General features: G+C 72.9%; 15 protein-coding genes. All 15 read right to left on the bottom strand.

Annotated elements, in window-relative coordinates; translation table 11 throughout:
- Nucleotides 1-128: 128 nt before the first annotated feature.
- Nucleotides 129-1,160 carry a hypothetical protein gene (locus ACIQF6_RS35735; RefSeq protein ID WP_400903036.1) on the bottom strand — a complete coding sequence of 344 codons (1,032 nt, stop codon included), beginning with the start codon at nucleotides 1,158-1,160 and terminating at the stop codon, nucleotides 129-131.
- Between the two features lie 145 nt (nucleotides 1,161-1,305).
- On the bottom strand, nucleotides 1,306-1,722 hold the full coding sequence (locus ACIQF6_RS35740) for a hypothetical protein (RefSeq protein WP_400903039.1): 417 nt from the start codon (nucleotides 1,720-1,722) through the stop codon (nucleotides 1,306-1,308).
- A 77-nt stretch (nucleotides 1,723-1,799) separates the two neighbouring features.
- Complete coding sequence (locus ACIQF6_RS35745) at nucleotides 1,800-2,426, bottom strand: hypothetical protein (protein ID WP_400903041.1); 627 nt, start codon at nucleotides 2,424-2,426, stop codon at nucleotides 1,800-1,802.
- Between the two features lie 79 nt (nucleotides 2,427-2,505).
- Complete coding sequence (locus tag ACIQF6_RS35750; protein WP_400903044.1) at nucleotides 2,506-2,940, bottom strand: hypothetical protein; 435 nt, start codon at nucleotides 2,938-2,940, stop codon at nucleotides 2,506-2,508.
- Between the two features lie 428 nt (nucleotides 2,941-3,368).
- Complete coding sequence (locus ACIQF6_RS35755) at nucleotides 3,369-3,749, bottom strand: hypothetical protein (protein WP_400903047.1); 381 nt, start codon at nucleotides 3,747-3,749, stop codon at nucleotides 3,369-3,371.
- Between the two features lie 155 nt (nucleotides 3,750-3,904).
- A complete protein-coding gene (locus tag ACIQF6_RS35760) occupies nucleotides 3,905-5,056 on the bottom strand; it encodes a hypothetical protein (RefSeq protein WP_400903049.1) in 1,152 nt (383 codons plus the stop codon).
- Between the two features lie 162 nt (nucleotides 5,057-5,218).
- The gene (locus ACIQF6_RS35765; RefSeq protein WP_400903052.1) at nucleotides 5,219-5,509 is read right to left on the bottom strand and encodes a hypothetical protein; all 291 of its coding nucleotides are present in this window, start codon (nucleotides 5,507-5,509) and stop codon (nucleotides 5,219-5,221) included.
- A gap of 88 nt (nucleotides 5,510-5,597) precedes the next feature.
- On the bottom strand, nucleotides 5,598-7,025 hold the full coding sequence (locus ACIQF6_RS35770; RefSeq protein ID WP_400903055.1) for a hypothetical protein: 1,428 nt from the start codon (nucleotides 7,023-7,025) through the stop codon (nucleotides 5,598-5,600).
- Between the two features lie 165 nt (nucleotides 7,026-7,190).
- Entirely contained in the window at nucleotides 7,191-7,712 is a 522-nt protein-coding gene (locus ACIQF6_RS35775; protein ID WP_400903057.1) for a hypothetical protein, read from the bottom strand.
- A 282-nt stretch (nucleotides 7,713-7,994) separates the two neighbouring features.
- Nucleotides 7,995-8,567 carry a hypothetical protein gene (locus ACIQF6_RS35780; RefSeq protein WP_400903059.1) on the bottom strand — a complete coding sequence of 191 codons (573 nt, stop codon included), beginning with the start codon at nucleotides 8,565-8,567 and terminating at the stop codon, nucleotides 7,995-7,997.
- Nucleotides 8,568-8,658: 91 nt separating this feature from the next.
- A complete protein-coding gene (locus ACIQF6_RS35785) occupies nucleotides 8,659-9,495 on the bottom strand; it encodes a hypothetical protein (protein WP_400903062.1) in 837 nt (278 codons plus the stop codon).
- Nucleotides 9,496-9,614: 119 nt separating this feature from the next.
- On the bottom strand, nucleotides 9,615-10,226 hold the full coding sequence (locus tag ACIQF6_RS35790) for a hypothetical protein (protein ID WP_400903064.1): 612 nt from the start codon (nucleotides 10,224-10,226) through the stop codon (nucleotides 9,615-9,617).
- A 302-nt stretch (nucleotides 10,227-10,528) separates the two neighbouring features.
- The gene (locus ACIQF6_RS35795; RefSeq protein ID WP_400903067.1) at nucleotides 10,529-12,547 is read right to left on the bottom strand and encodes a ParB/RepB/Spo0J family partition protein; all 2,019 of its coding nucleotides are present in this window, start codon (nucleotides 12,545-12,547) and stop codon (nucleotides 10,529-10,531) included.
- A gap of 141 nt (nucleotides 12,548-12,688) precedes the next feature.
- On the bottom strand, nucleotides 12,689-12,898 hold the full coding sequence (locus tag ACIQF6_RS35800) for a hypothetical protein (protein WP_400903069.1): 210 nt from the start codon (nucleotides 12,896-12,898) through the stop codon (nucleotides 12,689-12,691).
- Nucleotides 12,899-13,185: 287 nt separating this feature from the next.
- Nucleotides 13,186-14,640, bottom strand: a complete 1,455-nt coding sequence (locus ACIQF6_RS35805) for a DUF3560 domain-containing protein (protein WP_400903072.1) — start codon at nucleotides 14,638-14,640, stop codon at nucleotides 13,186-13,188.
- Nucleotides 14,641-14,665: the final 25 nt, after the last annotated feature.

Here is a 14,665-nt window from a genome sequence, read left to right on the forward strand (position 1 = left end):
GGTGGGGGGGGGGGGGGGGGGGGGGGGGGGGGGGGGGGGGGGGGGGGGGGGGGGGGGGGGGGGGGGGGGGGGGGGGGGGGGGGGGGGGGGGGGGGGGCCCCCCCCCCCCCCCCCCCCCCACGCCGGGGTCAGTCCGTCTGCTCCGCGGTGAGGTAGGGCAGCAGGCGCTGGACCTGCGCGGCGGCCCACTCGCGGACGTCGTCCTCGACCCCGCTGACGTCCTCGGCCCAGTGGTGGTGTCCGAAGGCGCACTGCTCGGCGTGGAAGGCCACCACGTGCAGCAGCTCCGAGAACTCCAGCTCCTTCGGCAGCTCCGCGCCCTGCTGGTAGGGAACCGCGTAGTGCTCGAACAGCTTCGCGGCGAGCTCCTCGGCGCTCATCGCGACCGTGTTGGTCACCCGCAGGCGCACCGTGCCGTCCGCCTGCCGCAGATAGCGGCCCGCAGACCGCATGGACACCGCCGGGTGGGACTCCCAGCGCGTGCGGGCCTGCGCCATCCGCGCGCACGCCGTGACCGCGTTCACCACGGCGGCTAGGTCCCCGGCGAACCGGCCGGCCGCGCCGCCGGAGCTGTGCCCGAGGTCGGGCGAGGTGAACAGGGTCGCCGCGTGGTCCCCGAAGTCCTCGTCGGCGACCGGCGCGTACTGGGCCCGCATCCCGGTGTAGGACGCCGCGCTGCGCGGCAGCCGCGCCTCCCCGCCCTCGATGGTGATCTCTCCGCCGTCGGCGGTCGGCATGCTCAGCCACTCGTGCGGGTCGGTCGGGCTGCTCCAGCGCTGGAAGTCGTGCCCGGCGGCGATCAGCGTCTCCAGCAGTTCCTGCAGCGGATCCTGCCCGCGTTCCTCGGATGCGGCGGGCGTGTAAGGGGCGAGTACGTGGACGAGGTGGCGTGCGGCCTGCTCGATGCTCGCGCCGTTCAACGTGCCGGTGGAGTGCTCGGCGTAGGTGTACGGGTCGGTGATGGACCAGGAGAGCTCCTGCTCGGCGTTGTAGGCCGCGACCAGCATGTGCGGGGCGCCGTCGACGTTGACCGCGACGAGGGCCTGGCCCAGGAACAGGGCGTGCGTGCCGATCGCGGTGTCGATGCCTTGGTGCCGGAGCTGTTCGGCGAGCTCGCGCGTCAGAGTGAAGGAGGGGTCGGCGGAGGTGGCGAGGCGCATTGATCTTCTTCCTGGTGGGCAGAGGCGTCCGCTGGGCGCGGGCGCAGGGGCAGATGGTGGTGGGAGTGGCGGGGCGCGGTTGGCCGGCCCCGGAACGGGCGTGCTGCGTCCCGGGACGGGCTGTGTTCCGGCGGCGTTGTCGCGGTCAGCCGCGCGGGGGCAGGGTCAGCGGCGTGTCGGCGTCGGCGGACTGCACCAGCCCGAGCCGCACCGCCTCCTGGTCGAGCAGGGCCCCGATCTCGGCGGGCAGCGCCCGCACGTTGAGGAACCTGACTCCGAAGCCGTTGACGTGGAGCGGTCGGCCGCTGGGCAGGAAGGTGGCGTCGACGATCCACTGCCGCTCTCCTTCCAGGCGGGAGGCGGAGTACGTGGTCACGCCGTGGGGCACCCGCGTCGTCGGCGTCGCGACCTTGACCTGCGCGAACAACCCGTGGCGCGTCGCGGTGAGGAGGCCGGAGCCCTGCCGGGGCATCACGGTTGCGATCTCCACGTCCAGGGTGGACGTGCCGTTGTCGGTGGTGATCGGGACGGGGACGAAGGTGCTGCGGGCTGTGGCGGACATGGGCGTTCCTCTCACGGGTGCGGATCGAGTGGCCGGAGGGGCGCCAACCCCTTCCGACAGAAAGAATAATACCACATTTACGGTTCGTTTGGTGGTGTGGGTTGCCCTGCGTCTGTCAAGCTGGCCAGTACCCGATGCATCTGATCGACGGTCAGCCCGGTCAGGGTGAGCGACACCTTCGCCATGTCGTCCCGGGTCTCGACCGCCGCGTGGACTTCGCCCGCCGCGGGCAGCGGGACGTGGACCGTCAGCCCCTCGCGGGGCAGGTCCACGAAGTGCCCCCTCGGGTCCGGGAAGCGCCGCAGCAGGGTCCGCGCGAGCTCCTCCCGGGCCCCGCCCGCGACGGCCCGACCGTGGAGCGCCTCCACGGCCCGCTGGAAAGCCGCTTCGTACGGCTCCAGGAAGCGGCGCCGAAGGTCGCGGACCAGCGCCTCCAGGGGTCGGCCCAGATCCATCCCGGTCCGCGGGCGGTTGTGGTCCTCGAAGTAACCCGGGATCTCCGGATACCTGCCGTGCGTCCGCAGTCGCACCGGCCCGTCCGACCCCGCCGGCTGCCTGATGCTCAGCCAGAAGCCGCGGCCCTGCGAACCGGCGACGAATCGCCGGTAGTCGGCGTGCCCGTCGAACGGGTCGGGGGCGACCTGCCAGGGGTGGCCGAGCGCGGACGCCAGGTCCTCCAGTCGGTTCAGGGGGAGGGTGCTCATCTTCGCGTGTCCTTCCTGGTCGTGTGTGAGGGGCGGGGTGCGCCCGCCGCGACGGCGGCGGGCGCACCTGGGGAGGGCGTCAGGCTTGGCCGAGGGCGCGGCGGGCCGATTCGTACAGGGTCTGCGCGTTGCGCCGCACGTTCTCCAGGCCTGGGGTCGTACCCGAGTAGAGGTCCGAGGTGGCCGGGTCCTCCTCGGCCGTGAGTCCCACCGTGGCCACAAGCAGGGAAGGGAGGTGGGTGGGGTCCATGGCGTAGTCCAGCAAGACGGAGCCGGTCGGCGTGTGCACGACGCGGTAGCGATGCCACTGCGGCCGGTCGGGGATCGAGCTCTCGTGCTCGGTTCCCTCGAAGTCGCCGAATGTCGCCGACAGGAGGCGGGGGCCCGGGGCGGGGATCAGGTCGCGGGGGTCGACGAGGGCACCCGCCGGTCCCCCGCCGGGCGAATCGGCGCTTTCTGGCCGCGCGGGCTCCGAGGGGCGCTCCGGTGTCGGGGTGTTCGGGGTGTGCGGCATGCCTGCCTCCGGGGTGTGATCGAGTGGCGGGGGCGGCGCCAACCGCCCTCATGGATAGAAGCATACCACATTTGTAGTCCATATGTGGGGCGGCATGATCGGCCGCCGCTGTCCCATCGCCGACCGCGGGGTGGGCCCCTGGGCGCGGGGCCCGCCCGAACGCACGCCGCGCCCCGCGCCGGCTCCCGGCGCCGAGCTCGATGGCGCGGGGGCGGCGCGGGATGCGCCTGCCGCCGGCCTCCGTCGACCGGCCGCCGCAAGTTCATCCACCATCCGCCCGCGGTGGCGGCCGGCGCAGTTGCGGGCGTCAGGCGGCGGATCCCGCCGGAGCGGCATCGATCGGGCCTCCGTCCGAGGTGGGCCCCCCTCTCGCTGTGCGACCTAAACGGTCTCGGCCGGGCGCCCGTTGTCTGTGGTGGCTGGCGCTGTCAGTGCTGTTCCCGGGCGTAGTTGTAGGGAGTGACGGCGTGGAGCGCGGAAGTGGTCAGCCCGCTGTCCGTGCCGACCCAGCTCTCCGGGGTGTCCGGGATCTCGCTCGGGTCCGTGTCGCCGTTGAGTAGCGCGCAGAGCCCCCCTCCCAGGTGGTGCAGCCGGCCGTCCGGGGACACGGCGTAGAAATCGGAGCTGCCGCCGGCTCCCCACTGGTCCACGTAGTCCCAACCGCAGACGACGTACAGGCCGGTGGCTTTGCCGACTGCGCCCATCACCTCGTCGACGTCCTCGCTGGTGTATCCGTCCGCGAAAAGGCCGCGCAGGTCCAGTTGGGTGACGTGCTCCAGGGCGCGGGGGGCGGGCGTGTACCAGGTCACGGCTCCTCCTAGCATCGAAATTCTGGTGGCGTGTCGGCTTCCACAGATAGAAGCATACCACATTTACATTTCAGACGTGGGGTGATGTGGTCGCCGCTATTGTCCCGTCGCTGACCCGCGGGGCGGGCCTCTGGGTGCGGGGCCCGCCCCGCGGGTCAGCGGGAGCGGCGGATCCTGTCGCCCATCGCGAAGGCCCGGCCGAGGAGCGGGAGGCAGCTCCCGGCGACCTCCGCGAAACAGCCGCCGCCGTTCATCTGCCAGCCGTTCCCGGTGATGGACAGCGTGGCCACGTGGGGCTCCGCGAACCTGGTCGTCAGCAGGGGCCGATCGGGCCGGGGCGGCATCACCCGGACCTCCACCCGCGGGAAGGCCGGTTCGTCCCGTGCGGCCCGAACGGCCGAGGCCAGGCCGTCCAGGGCCTCGGCCGCCGCCTCCACGCCTCCCGCCTCAGCCCAGAGGTGGACCGGGAAGTCGAACGGCTCCCGCCGCCCGTTGCGGCCGGTGTTCTGCCAGTCCAGGCCGGGGTGCAGCTCGCGGAGCCACTGCCTGACGGCCTGGTCGTGGTCCATGCCCCGGGTCCTGCCCAGCGTCGACGACCACCAGCGCAGCACCCCGGCCGCCCCGCCCTCGGCCAGCGCCTCCTGCAGGTCGGCCCGCGCGATGCCGTCCCTGAGCTCGCGCAGGTGGTGGTCCTGCTGCGCCGCCGCGCGCCGACGGCGGTCCAGCTCATCCTGACCCGCCGCCAGCCGGCTCCGCAGCGTCGCCGGATCCGCGTCGTCGCGCGATTCGTAGCCGCAGCTCTCCTCGTGCCCCACGCCCGCCCCGACGTGAGCCGACCGCAGGGCGGAGGCCCCCTCGTGCCCCAGCGCGGACAGCATCGCCACCACGGCCGCAACCTGGTCGCACCGCAGCGAGCCCCCCGCCTGGGCGGCGCTCTCCGCTCCGCCGAACCGCGCCGCCAGTTCCTCCGCCGCCGCAGCGACCCCCCGCACCCCCCGCCGCAGCGCGCGGGTGTCGAACTCGCCGGAGGCGACGGTCGGATGGGTGAACACGGTGGAGGCGGCGGCGGTGCCGGACTCCGGGATGCAGTAGTGCCGGAAGTGCCATCCGATGGCGGCGAACTTCTCGGCGAAGACCGCGGCCATCGCCTCGCGCTGCTGCGCCGAGAGCGTGCTGCAGTAGGAGACCTTCAGGCCGTCGTTCCGGTACTGGAGGGTGATCTTGCCCGGACCGATGTGCGCGGGGACGGCGGCGAGGGCGGCCGCCACGGCCGGGGCCGCGTCGAGGGCGAAAGCGTCGAGCGTCAACGTAACTCCTGGATGGGGTCGAGTGGCTGACGGGGCGCCAACCCCGCCTGACATAAAAAGCATACCACATTCACGTGTCATTGTGGGCGGTTCCTTCGGAAGCCCGGGCATCGGCCGGCCCCGAAGGCCGGGGGCGCCGCGCGCGGCGCCCCCGCCGCCTTGTCAGAACGGAGGGCCGAAGGACACCGCGGCCAGCAGGTGCCGGCTGACGTCCCAGGTCCGCCCGTCCCATCGGACCACCACGGTGCCGACGATGCCGGTCGGTGCCCCTCCGGGCGCCAGAGTGGTCGTCATGACCACCTCCAGCTCCTCTCCGCTGTCGTTGGCTGCCGCCCCCTCGACCAGACGGGCGATCGCCGCCTCGTCCGCCTGGTCGAGGGGAATCGAGCCGTCCGGCCGATGGCAGTCGTCGCAGCCGCAACCGGCCGCGTGAATGGAAGTGGGGCGATTCATCGTGATCTCCTTCTGAAACGGCCGGCGGACGCCGGCCGGGTCTGCGGTTCGGGCACCGGGAGCGGTGCCCGACGGACGGGCGCGTACGTCAGGCGAGAACCAGCTCCCGCGGGACGGGCGCGGTGGTAGCACCGGCCGACGATCCACTTCGCGCGATGGCGGCGTCGTGCTGGTGCCTGCGGCGGAAGGTCTGGGCGGTCCACCGCGGGCGGAAGCCCGGCTGCTCCTTCGCCTCGACCACGTTCGGCACGGCCACGAAGAACTCCTCGGTGGTTGGGTAGGACTCCTCGCGGCGCGTGATCCAGACCCGCTCCACACCCGCGCCCTGCTCGACGGGCAGTCCTCGCCGGGCCGCGACCCGGCGCAGCATCCCCGTCGCCGCCGCCCGCGCCCGCGGCAGGCCGACGTGCTCGACCGACCGCCACACCCGCCCCTTGCGCTTCGGATCGGCGCAGTCGTCCGTGAGCTGCTCCGGCGGGCACTGCTGCTTCGGCAGCCCCCGGCAGTCGGGGCAGCGCACCGAGTCCGGCGTCTCCGCGCACCGCCCGCAGCGCGGCCCGTGGTGGTCCACGCACCACTTCGAGCGGGCGGCCGGCAGGACGCGCCGCACCCGCAGCACCATCCACATCACCGAGGAGAGCTGCTCCTCCGCGGCGGCCAGCGCGGCCTCGTTCCCGTCCAGGGCGAGCAGGTCGGCCAGGGACGTCCCGCCGGCGTACAGCGTCGTCAGCGGATTGAGCGCGTGGGCGACGTACTCCAGGCACACCGCCATCGCCGCCTCCGCAGGCAGCCGCCGGGCCCGGGCCAGGTGCGCGTCCCGCGAGGCGGCGACGGAAGGAAACGGACATTCCACGCAATACGACTTTGGCCAGTCGACCCCGAACGCCAGCTTCAGCTCGGCCAGGAGCGCCGGGCGCGACATCCGCCAGGCGATGAGCGGGTACCAGGGGCGGCGGCCGTTGGTCGTGAACCCGCAGTCCTTGCGGGCGCGCTTCAACTCGTCGGCGTCGTAGCCGATGATGTGCCGGTAGCCGGACGGCATGTGGTCCTTGGCCCACTTGTCGATCACCCAGCCCTTGTACTTGATCGAGCAGACGTGCTGCCCCCCGCTGTACATCGGCAGCGTTCCCGAGGCGCGCAGCTCGTCCGACAGGGCCCAGGGGCCCGACGCCTCGATGTGCACCGAGTGCCGGGTGTCGGAGAGGACCGCGTAGCCGTCCGCGTCCCACCGGCCGCCGCGGGCGACCTGGACGTACCGCACGCCCTTCTCCGCCATCAGAGGCAGCAGGTGGCGCTCCGACAGGTCGATCGTGTCGGACCACTCGTCCCCGGTCATCGACGTCACCACGGTCAAGTTCGAGAAGTCCTCCCGGATGCCGTGGGCGGCCGGCTCGGTGAGCAGGCGCCACAGTATGTACGCCGAGTCGGCCCCCAGCCCGAGGCTCAGCAGCACCTCGTCCTCGGCCGACGAGGGCGACAGGACGCGGGCAGGGAGGGCGGGCGCGGCGGCGGGCACGGAACTCTCCAGAGGTAGGGCGATCGAGGGGCCGGGAGGAGGCGCCAACCCCCTCCGACAAAAATAAGCATACCACAAAAGCAGTCCATTTTCGACTGGGCCGCCCGCCGGGACGCACAATTCCGCGCCGCCGGCAGCCGGTGGCCGCCCTGCTGCGCACCGGCTTCAGGCCCGGCGTGCCGCGCGCTCCGGGGAGCTGTGGCGGTAGATCCCCCGGGCGCCCTGCGCCCCCAGCCGCTCCACCCGCACGAACAGGCCCGAGGGGTAGTGGGCGAACTCGGCGATGTAGCTCAGCAGTTCGAGCGGAAGGGCCTCGCGCGCGGCCTGGTCCAGGCCGGTCAGATCCCCCGGGGTGCGATGGGCGATCCACCAGGCCCTGCCCGCGGCCTGCGCGTCGATGCCGGGGTCCGCCAGCGCGGGGCACACGTTCACGAAGTTCATCGCGGCGGCGAGGAGGTGGTCCGCCTGGTCCGGCGGCAGGTCCTGCGGCGACAGCCGGACGGCCTCCTCCCCGCCCTCTGTGCGGGTGGCCGGCCCGGCCGCCTGCTCCAAGGCGCCCGTGCAGAAGGCACCCACGAACGGGAGGTGCTGGGAGATCAGGACCTCGCTGGTCCCGGTGTGCCCGAAGGTGGCGAACAGCGGGTCGGCGGCATCGCGCCGGTAGATCGAGCAGTGGCTGGCGCACATGAGGATCTTCCGGGGCGGGCGGTCGCGGAATGTGCCGGTGACAAGCCTGATCGCCGGGCTTGTGCAGCGGCGGCCGGCTTGGACGATGCTGGCGCAGGTGAAGGTTCGCACGGTCGTGTCCTTTGTGCGGTCGGCCGGGGCGGGTGCGGGTCGCGACCCGCACCCGCCCCGGCGGGCGGTCGAGTGGGTGGCGGGGCGCCAACCTCCGTCACCGAAATAAGCATACCACAATAAAAGTGCGTTAAGGCGGTGGTGCTACTCCGCCGCCGGATCCGCCGCCGCTCAGTCCTCCTCCGCCGGCCTTCCCGAGCTCTGGAGCGCGGCGCGGTAGGGGCGCAGCCGCCGGGAGCCCACGTTCCAGTTGTCCGGGTCCGGGAGCTCCCACTCGTACGGCCGGCCCTCCGGGGACAGGAGCATGCACACCACCTCGTCGTCGTCCCCGAAGTAGTCGTCCAGGTCCAGGTCCAGGGGGAGCCGGTCGAAGACCGCCCCCGCGTTGTACAGGTCGCGCAGCACCCCGAGGAGATCGAGGGGGGAGCGGTGGTTCAAACTCCCCCATCGGCGGCCCAGCTCTTCGTGCTCGGGCCCCAGCTCGGGAAGGTCGCTGTCGTCGTCGAAGACGAGCAGCGGCGCGCCGGATCCGTCCCGGACGGTGTCCAGGCCCAGCTCCCAGTCCCGATCGGCGTCCTCGTCGATCATCATCGTCAGGTATGCGGCGCCCGGGAACATGGCGCTCAGGGTGTCCGCGATCAGGCGGGCGACGTCCCGCGCCAGCTCGCGCTGGGTCTGCGTGGCGGCGTGCCAGTCGGCGAGTGGGGAGTGCGTCGCGGCGGGGTCGGTCGTGCGGAGGGGCATCGTTGATTCCTTGCTTGTCGTCGAGGTCGAGGCGGGCGGTCGCGGCCGGCCGGGGCGCCGCCGGGCGGTGGGCGCGGCGGCGCAGCCGGTGTCAGGCCAGGGTGTCCAGCACCATCAGGGCCAGGTCCAGGTCGCACTCCAGGGTGAGGATCGCCCGGTGGCCGCGTTTCGGCCTCGCCTTCGGGGAGATCTGCACCGCGACGGTCACCGAGCCCGAGCCGGGGCCGAGGAGCACCTCGTCGGGGCCGAGGGAGGACTGGCTGGGGTCGTGCCACAGGGTCGGAAAGGCGGACAGCAGCACCGTCGACGCCCCGGGGCGGGCGAGGCGAACCGGCGTGGGGTCGGCGGGCGGCAGCGCGAGGGCCAGGGCGTCGACCAGCTTCGGGTACCGGACGCCCTCCACGTACAGCTGCACCCGGTGCGCGTCGTCGATCCGCACGTACGCGCTCCCCGCGCCCCGCTCCCACCGGACGTACTGGAACCGGTCTACCCGCTCGGCCGCAACGCTCCACCCGCTTCGGGCCGCGGCGATGCCCGCGATCGCGGTCGACGCGGCGCCGAGAGCGGCGAGTCCGGCCTGCGCCCGGTGGTCGTCCGACTCGGGGTCCAGCAGAGGCATCCGCAGGTGGTCGCGGGCGATGGCGGCCGCGAGGGCGCGAGCACCCGCGAACCGGTTGGGCACCTCGGTGGTCGGCGCGCCGGGCGAGCCGCCGCCCTGGATGCCCACCGACTCCTCGGCCAGGAAGAGCGTCACCCAGCGGTTGTTGTCCCGCAGTTCGATGCGGTCCGGGAGGCCCCCGCCGCCGGACAGCGGGCCGGTGCGCCACTGGCCGTCGCGGGCCGGGAGCAGGCTGGCCGCTTCACGGGCGAGAATCTTGAACCCCTGCTGGCGCAGGTTGAGGGCGGATCGGGTGTGGATCGAGGTCATGGAATTGGACTCCAGTTCCGTGCGGGTGTCATCGGGCGGGCGGAGGGGCGCCAACCCCTCCGACACGTAAAAGCATACCACATTAAGGCTTCAAAATGGCGTGGGGCGGCTTCCCGGCATCAACCACTCCCCCACGGCCGGGCCCGCAGCGAGCGCACCCGCCCCCCACTGCGCACCACGAACACCTGCCACCGCTGCGCCCGCAGGGCCGCGTCGGCCGCCGCGGCGAGCCTCGCCTCCGCCTCCACCGCCTCCGGGGTGTCGAGGAACGCCGGCCACCCGCCGCCCGGGGCGCTTCCGAGGTAGGCGATGGGGTGCACGTCCACCGAGACCGTCCGGGGCAGGTCCGTGGCCGACAGGCGGAAACCCACCCCGCCGGCCTGCGGGGTCACCAGGGGCGCGCAGCCCGCGCCGGTGAGGACCAGGGCGCACGCCCTCACGTTGAGCCGCTCTCCCTGGCCCGGGCAGATCCCGAGGTCCTCGTCCGCCGGCCGGTCCGGACCACCGGCCTCGAGATTCTCGGCGATCCGATCGGCGGCCAGCCGCTGGGCGACGGCCAGGCCCTCCCCGCTCAACCGCACGATCGAGCGCGGATTGGCGGGCAACAGCCGCTCCCCTAGGCTCAGGCGCACCAGATCGTTGCGCACGCGGGCCTGCGCCTGGATCCGGTGGCCCTCGGTCAGGACGGCGTGGAGCAGCGCCTCCTGCTGCTTGTTCGTCAGGTCCTGCATGGTCGTTCTCCGATCTCGACGGGTTCGGGGTCCGGGTCCTCCCCGGCGGGGAGGACCCGGTGGTTTGCCATCGGCCGGCCGGGGGCCGCTAAGCTGGGGAGCGATCCCTCCTTTGGTCAGGCCTTGGGGCTTGTTCCTGGGTGGCATCGAGTGAGAGCGGCAGACTGAGCGCGCCAACGCCCCCGACGCCTTAGGCGACGGCGGCCACCTTCCTTGTGGGGGTGGGCGGTCTGCCGCTCGTTCGACTTCCGGCCGCGACGGCCGGGCGCGACCCCGTGAGAGGCCGCGCCCGAATCCGCCGGTCAGGCCGCCAGCGACATGCCCTCCGGCTGGTCCGCCACGGCGGCGTTCTCCTGCGGCTGGTGCTCCGCCGGGTCGGCCTGGTCGTCGTCGCCCTCGGGGGCCTCGTCGTTCAGCAGCTCCACCCCGGACTCGGCCGCCGCGTCCGCCGGGGCGGCGTCCTCGGTCTGCCCCTGCGGCTCGGCCGCCGACGGGTCCTCGGCGGAGATCTCGCGGGCGGTCTGCTCCTCCTCCGGCTTGGTCTCCTCCGGCTTGGTCTCCTCCGGCTGGTCCGCCACGGCGGCGTTCTCCTGCGGCTGGTGCTCCGCCGGGTCGGCCTGGTCGTCGTCGCCCTCGGGGCTCTCGCCGTCCAGCAGCTCCACCCCGGACTCGGCCGCCGCGTTGCGCAGGGCGGCGTCCAGCTCCTCCTGGTCCTCCTCCGTGCTCTGCTTGGCCTTCGCCTCGGCCGCCTCGCGCGCGGCGTCGATCTGGTCGATCACCGCCTGCTCGCACGCCGCCAGGGTGTAGCCCTCGGCGGCCAGGAACCTCAGCCACTGGGCAACCTCCGCGCTCGGCGACTTCCACACGGCGTCGTGCATCTGCTCGTGCTCGAACGCGGCGGCGACCTGGGCGAGCAGGAGGAACGGCCGTCCCGGGCGGCCCCGGCGCTTGGTGACGTGGGCGAACGGGTCCATGTCGCGCTGGCCGGTGTGCTTGGGCACCTCGGTCTTGAGCAGTTCGGCCAGGAGGCCCAGCCGCCGCGAGGAGCCGTAGAACCGGGGGAACCAGTAGGTGTTGCCCGTCATCGCCCGCATGACCCACGACCACGCCGCGTCGCTGATCTCCTTCGGACCGCCCTTGCCGGGGTTGATCAGCTGGACCAGGAACTTGCGCCGCGCCTCGCGGGCGGCCCGCCACGCCTTGTTGCCCTCGATGACGCGCTTGCGCGCCGCCTTCGACGCCTCCTTGTCTTCCTTCTCCGGCAGCTGGGCCGCCTGCTCGGGGTTCAGCGAGTGGCTGTTGGCGGCCCAGTCGCGGCAGGCGTAGACCACGCGGATCTTGTCGGAGTCGATGAAGGCGGCGTGGTCGGAGCACAGCTCGGCGTGGGCCTTGACGGTTATCTTCTTGCCCGCCGGGGTCACCAGGTGGGACAGCGGCCGGACCTTGCTGTCCCGGTCCCAACGGGCGTAGCGGACCACCGGCACACCGGCCGTCTCCAGCTCCGCGAGCAGTTCCTTGCGCTTGTGCAGGTCGGCCAGGTCCAGACGCAGCCGTGCCATGGCCTGCTCCCAGTGCCCGGAGGTCGCCGGGCCCCCCTTCTTGTCCCGCTTCGCGTTCTCGTCCTTGCGGTGGGCGTCCATCAGGGCCCGTTCGGCGTCCCAGCCCAGCTCCTTGACCTCCGCCAGGTCGGCGAGCTGGACGAAGTTCCAGCCGTGCGACTGGCCGTACTTGCCCAGGGTGTCGCTGTCGAGCTGGGCGGCGTTCTTCGCGGCCTTGATCTCGGCGGGCTTGTACCCGAGGCGGCGGCCGTGCTTGGCCAACGTGCTCGGGGCGACCTCCAGCAGGGCGAGCTGGGTCAGGCCGTCGGCCACGTCGCGCTGGGACGCCTGGGCCCGCTGGGTGTTCTCGATGATGCTGAGCACCAGCGTCTCGTCATCGACCTCGGTCAGGTCGCGGCGCACCAGCACGGGGACCTTCCGCAGGGGCAGCCCCTTGCGCTTGGCCTCCTTGTTGGCGAGGAGCTGCGCCTTCCATCGGCGCTGGCCCTTGAAGATGCCGATCTTGCCGTCGGCCTGGGGCCGCGCCCCGACCGGCTCCTGGACGCCGGACTCCCGGACGGACGCCTTGAGGGTCGCGTCGGGCTCGGTGTCGATCTGCTTGCGGTGGTTGTACTCGTCGAGGACCAGGTCCTCGGGGAAGTGCCACTCCAGGTCGCCGATCGCGTGGGTCAACCCCTCCTCGGTCTCGGCCACCGCCTGCGGCTCCTGGTCGGCCTCCTGCTCCTGGTCGACGGTCGGGTTCTCGATCATGGTCGCGCTCATGGTGATGCTGTCCTTCGGGCTGGGGGGAATCGAGTGGCCGGGCGGAGCGCCAACTCCTCCCGACAGAAAGAACTATACCACATTAGAGGTTCATTTGATGAGTGGATCTGTCCGTCTCCGAGCGGAGACCGGCAATCGCGGCTATCGGCCGGCCGCGCCGGGCAGGGACTGGGCGGCCAGTTGCGCCTGCAGGCCGGCCGAGGCGACCAGCGCGGTCGCGGCGCACTCCGGCGCAGCGCACCGGTACCAGACGCCGCAGAACTCCTGTTCCCGAGTCTCGGGCGGGCGCAGCCGCATTCGGCCGTGACGGCGGCACCGGGGCAGGGGGTCGGGAAGGAGGCGGTTCGACATGTCCACTCCTCGTGGCGGTGGGGTAAGGCGGCTGGGGGCCGGTCGGGTTGGGCCGCAGGGGTTCGCAGAAGGCCGCCGCACTACCCCGGTCGGCCAGCGGTCCGCCCGGGGCGCCCGGGCCGTCGGGACGGGACGGAGCCGGCGGGGGCGCGGCCCGCTGTGCACACCGGTTCCCGCGGCCGTGCTTCGTACCGCGGCCGGCCGCCGGTGCTTTCGCCGGCACCGCGGCGCCGGACCGGGCCGCGCCGTCGGGAGCCTGGACGACTCCCGACGGCGCGGCCCGTCTGCTACTGAGCGGGGACCGCAACAAGCTCGGCGCCGCCGTCGTCCACGTTCTGGCCGGCGAGGTGGGCCGCCATCTCCTGGGCCGTCATCTGACCCGTGATCTCCGCGAACGGGGCCTTGGCCGTCCGGCCGTCGGCCGTTGCGGCCGCGACCACCGCCCCCGGGTTCTCCGGGTGCGGCATGGTGACGCTCGCGGCGTTCGCCCGCACCACCTCGAACCACCGGCCCTTGTGCCGCGCGAAGTCGCCCCGGGAGAAGTCGCCCTTCTCCCACGGCCGCCCGCGCCGGGCCTCGGCCTCCTCGATCACCACGACCCAGTGCGCCCGCTGCCGTGTCAGGTCGGCCAGGCGCGCCGTCCACCGCCCGTGCTCCTCCCCCTGCTGCTCCGGGTCGAGCCCCGCCAGCGACTCGGCGGCCTTCGCGATCTGCTGGCTCAACGCCTCGACCAGGACTTTCGCCATCTCCTCACCGCTCTTGCGACCGCTGATCTCGTTGTAGGGAAAGTTCCACGTCCACTCGAAGCGGGCCCCGACCTTGGTCACCACCGGCCCGTCCTCGTGGATGTGCGGCCCGGTCACCGACTGCCCGTTGACCCGCAGCACCTCGTACCATTCCCCCCGAGACTTCAGGAAGTCGCCCGGGGTGAAGTCGTCGGGCCCCCAGACCTTGAACCCCTTTTCCTCCGCCGCCTTCACCACTCCCCGCCAGTACTCCAGCTGCTCCAGGGTCTCGGCCTTGCGCGCCTCCAACTCCTCCCGGTGGTGCGGGTACTTGTCCGGCTCCCACCCGGACGAGCCCTTGCCCGCGAGGTCGCGATCCCACCGGCGCAGGTCGGCCTCAAGGCCCTTGATCCGCCGCAGCGTTCGCGCCGGATTCTTCCGGAAGTCCTCGTACGCGGCGGCCGACTTGGCCCGGTCCGCGTGGTACTCCGCCTTGTCCTGCTCCTCGATGCTGCGCCGCATGCCGTTGTCGATGCGCTCCAGGTCGCGCCGGTGGCGTCGCTCGCTGTGGTGCCCGACCAGGACCGGCTGACCGAACGGGATGCCGTCGCCGATGGCGCGGGCACCCCGATAGGCGGCGTCCGACCGGCCCGCCGCGTTGCCGCTGAGCTCCTCGTGCCGCTCGGCCCGGTGCTCGGCACGGTCGTAGCGCTCCTGCTCGGCGTCGGCGAAGCTGCGCGTCTGGGTGTTGTCGACCTCGACACCGACGGCGAACTTGCCGGTGGCCTCCAGTGCGTTCTTGGCCCGGTTGATCCGGTACATGTCGGCGCGGCTGTCGCGGGAGCGGGGCAGGGCGATCAGTCCGACCGTCCGCATCCACTTGAAGCCGACGGCGCGGACGACCTCGTACGCTCCGTCTCCCTTTCGGGAGCCGTCGAGGACGGTGCCGTCCTCCCAGGTGTGCCGGATCGTCAGGGACGTGCGATCGGTGGCGGTCTCGGTCGCTTCGGTGCTCATGGCTGCCCTCCTGGGCCTGGGTGGT

The organism is Kitasatospora sp. NPDC092948 (assembly GCF_044754805.1).
GTDB lineage: Bacteria > Actinomycetota > Actinomycetes > Streptomycetales > Streptomycetaceae > Kitasatospora.

Bases quoted from the DNA above. Each gene is read 5' to 3' on its own strand.
- ACIQF6_RS35735 (WP_400903036.1), bottom strand. From the start codon at position 1,160: ATGCGCCTCGCCACCTCCGCCGACCCCTCCTTCACTCTGACGCGCGAG.
- ACIQF6_RS35740 (WP_400903039.1), bottom strand. From the start codon at position 1,722: ATGTCCGCCACAGCCCGCAGCACCTTCGTCCCCGTCCCGATCACCACC.
- ACIQF6_RS35745 (WP_400903041.1), bottom strand. From the start codon at position 2,426: ATGAGCACCCTCCCCCTGAACCGACTGGAGGACCTGGCGTCCGCGCTC.
- ACIQF6_RS35750 (WP_400903044.1), bottom strand. From the start codon at position 2,940: ATGCCGCACACCCCGAACACCCCGACACCGGAGCGCCCCTCGGAGCCC.
- ACIQF6_RS35765 (WP_400903052.1), bottom strand. From the start codon at position 5,509: ATGAATCGCCCCACTTCCATTCACGCGGCCGGTTGCGGCTGCGACGAC.
- ACIQF6_RS35775 (WP_400903057.1), bottom strand. From the start codon at position 7,712: ATGTGCGCCAGCCACTGCTCGATCTACCGGCGCGATGCCGCCGACCCG.
- ACIQF6_RS35780 (WP_400903059.1), bottom strand. From the start codon at position 8,567: ATGCCCCTCCGCACGACCGACCCCGCCGCGACGCACTCCCCACTCGCC.
- ACIQF6_RS35785 (WP_400903062.1), bottom strand. From the start codon at position 9,495: ATGACCTCGATCCACACCCGATCCGCCCTCAACCTGCGCCAGCAGGGG.
- ACIQF6_RS35790 (WP_400903064.1), bottom strand. From the start codon at position 10,226: ATGCAGGACCTGACGAACAAGCAGCAGGAGGCGCTGCTCCACGCCGTC.
- ACIQF6_RS35795 (WP_400903067.1), bottom strand. From the start codon at position 12,547: ATGAGCGCGACCATGATCGAGAACCCGACCGTCGACCAGGAGCAGGAG.
- ACIQF6_RS35800 (WP_400903069.1), bottom strand. From the start codon at position 12,898: ATGTCGAACCGCCTCCTTCCCGACCCCCTGCCCCGGTGCCGCCGTCAC.
- ACIQF6_RS35805 (WP_400903072.1), bottom strand. From the start codon at position 14,640: ATGAGCACCGAAGCGACCGAGACCGCCACCGATCGCACGTCCCTGACG.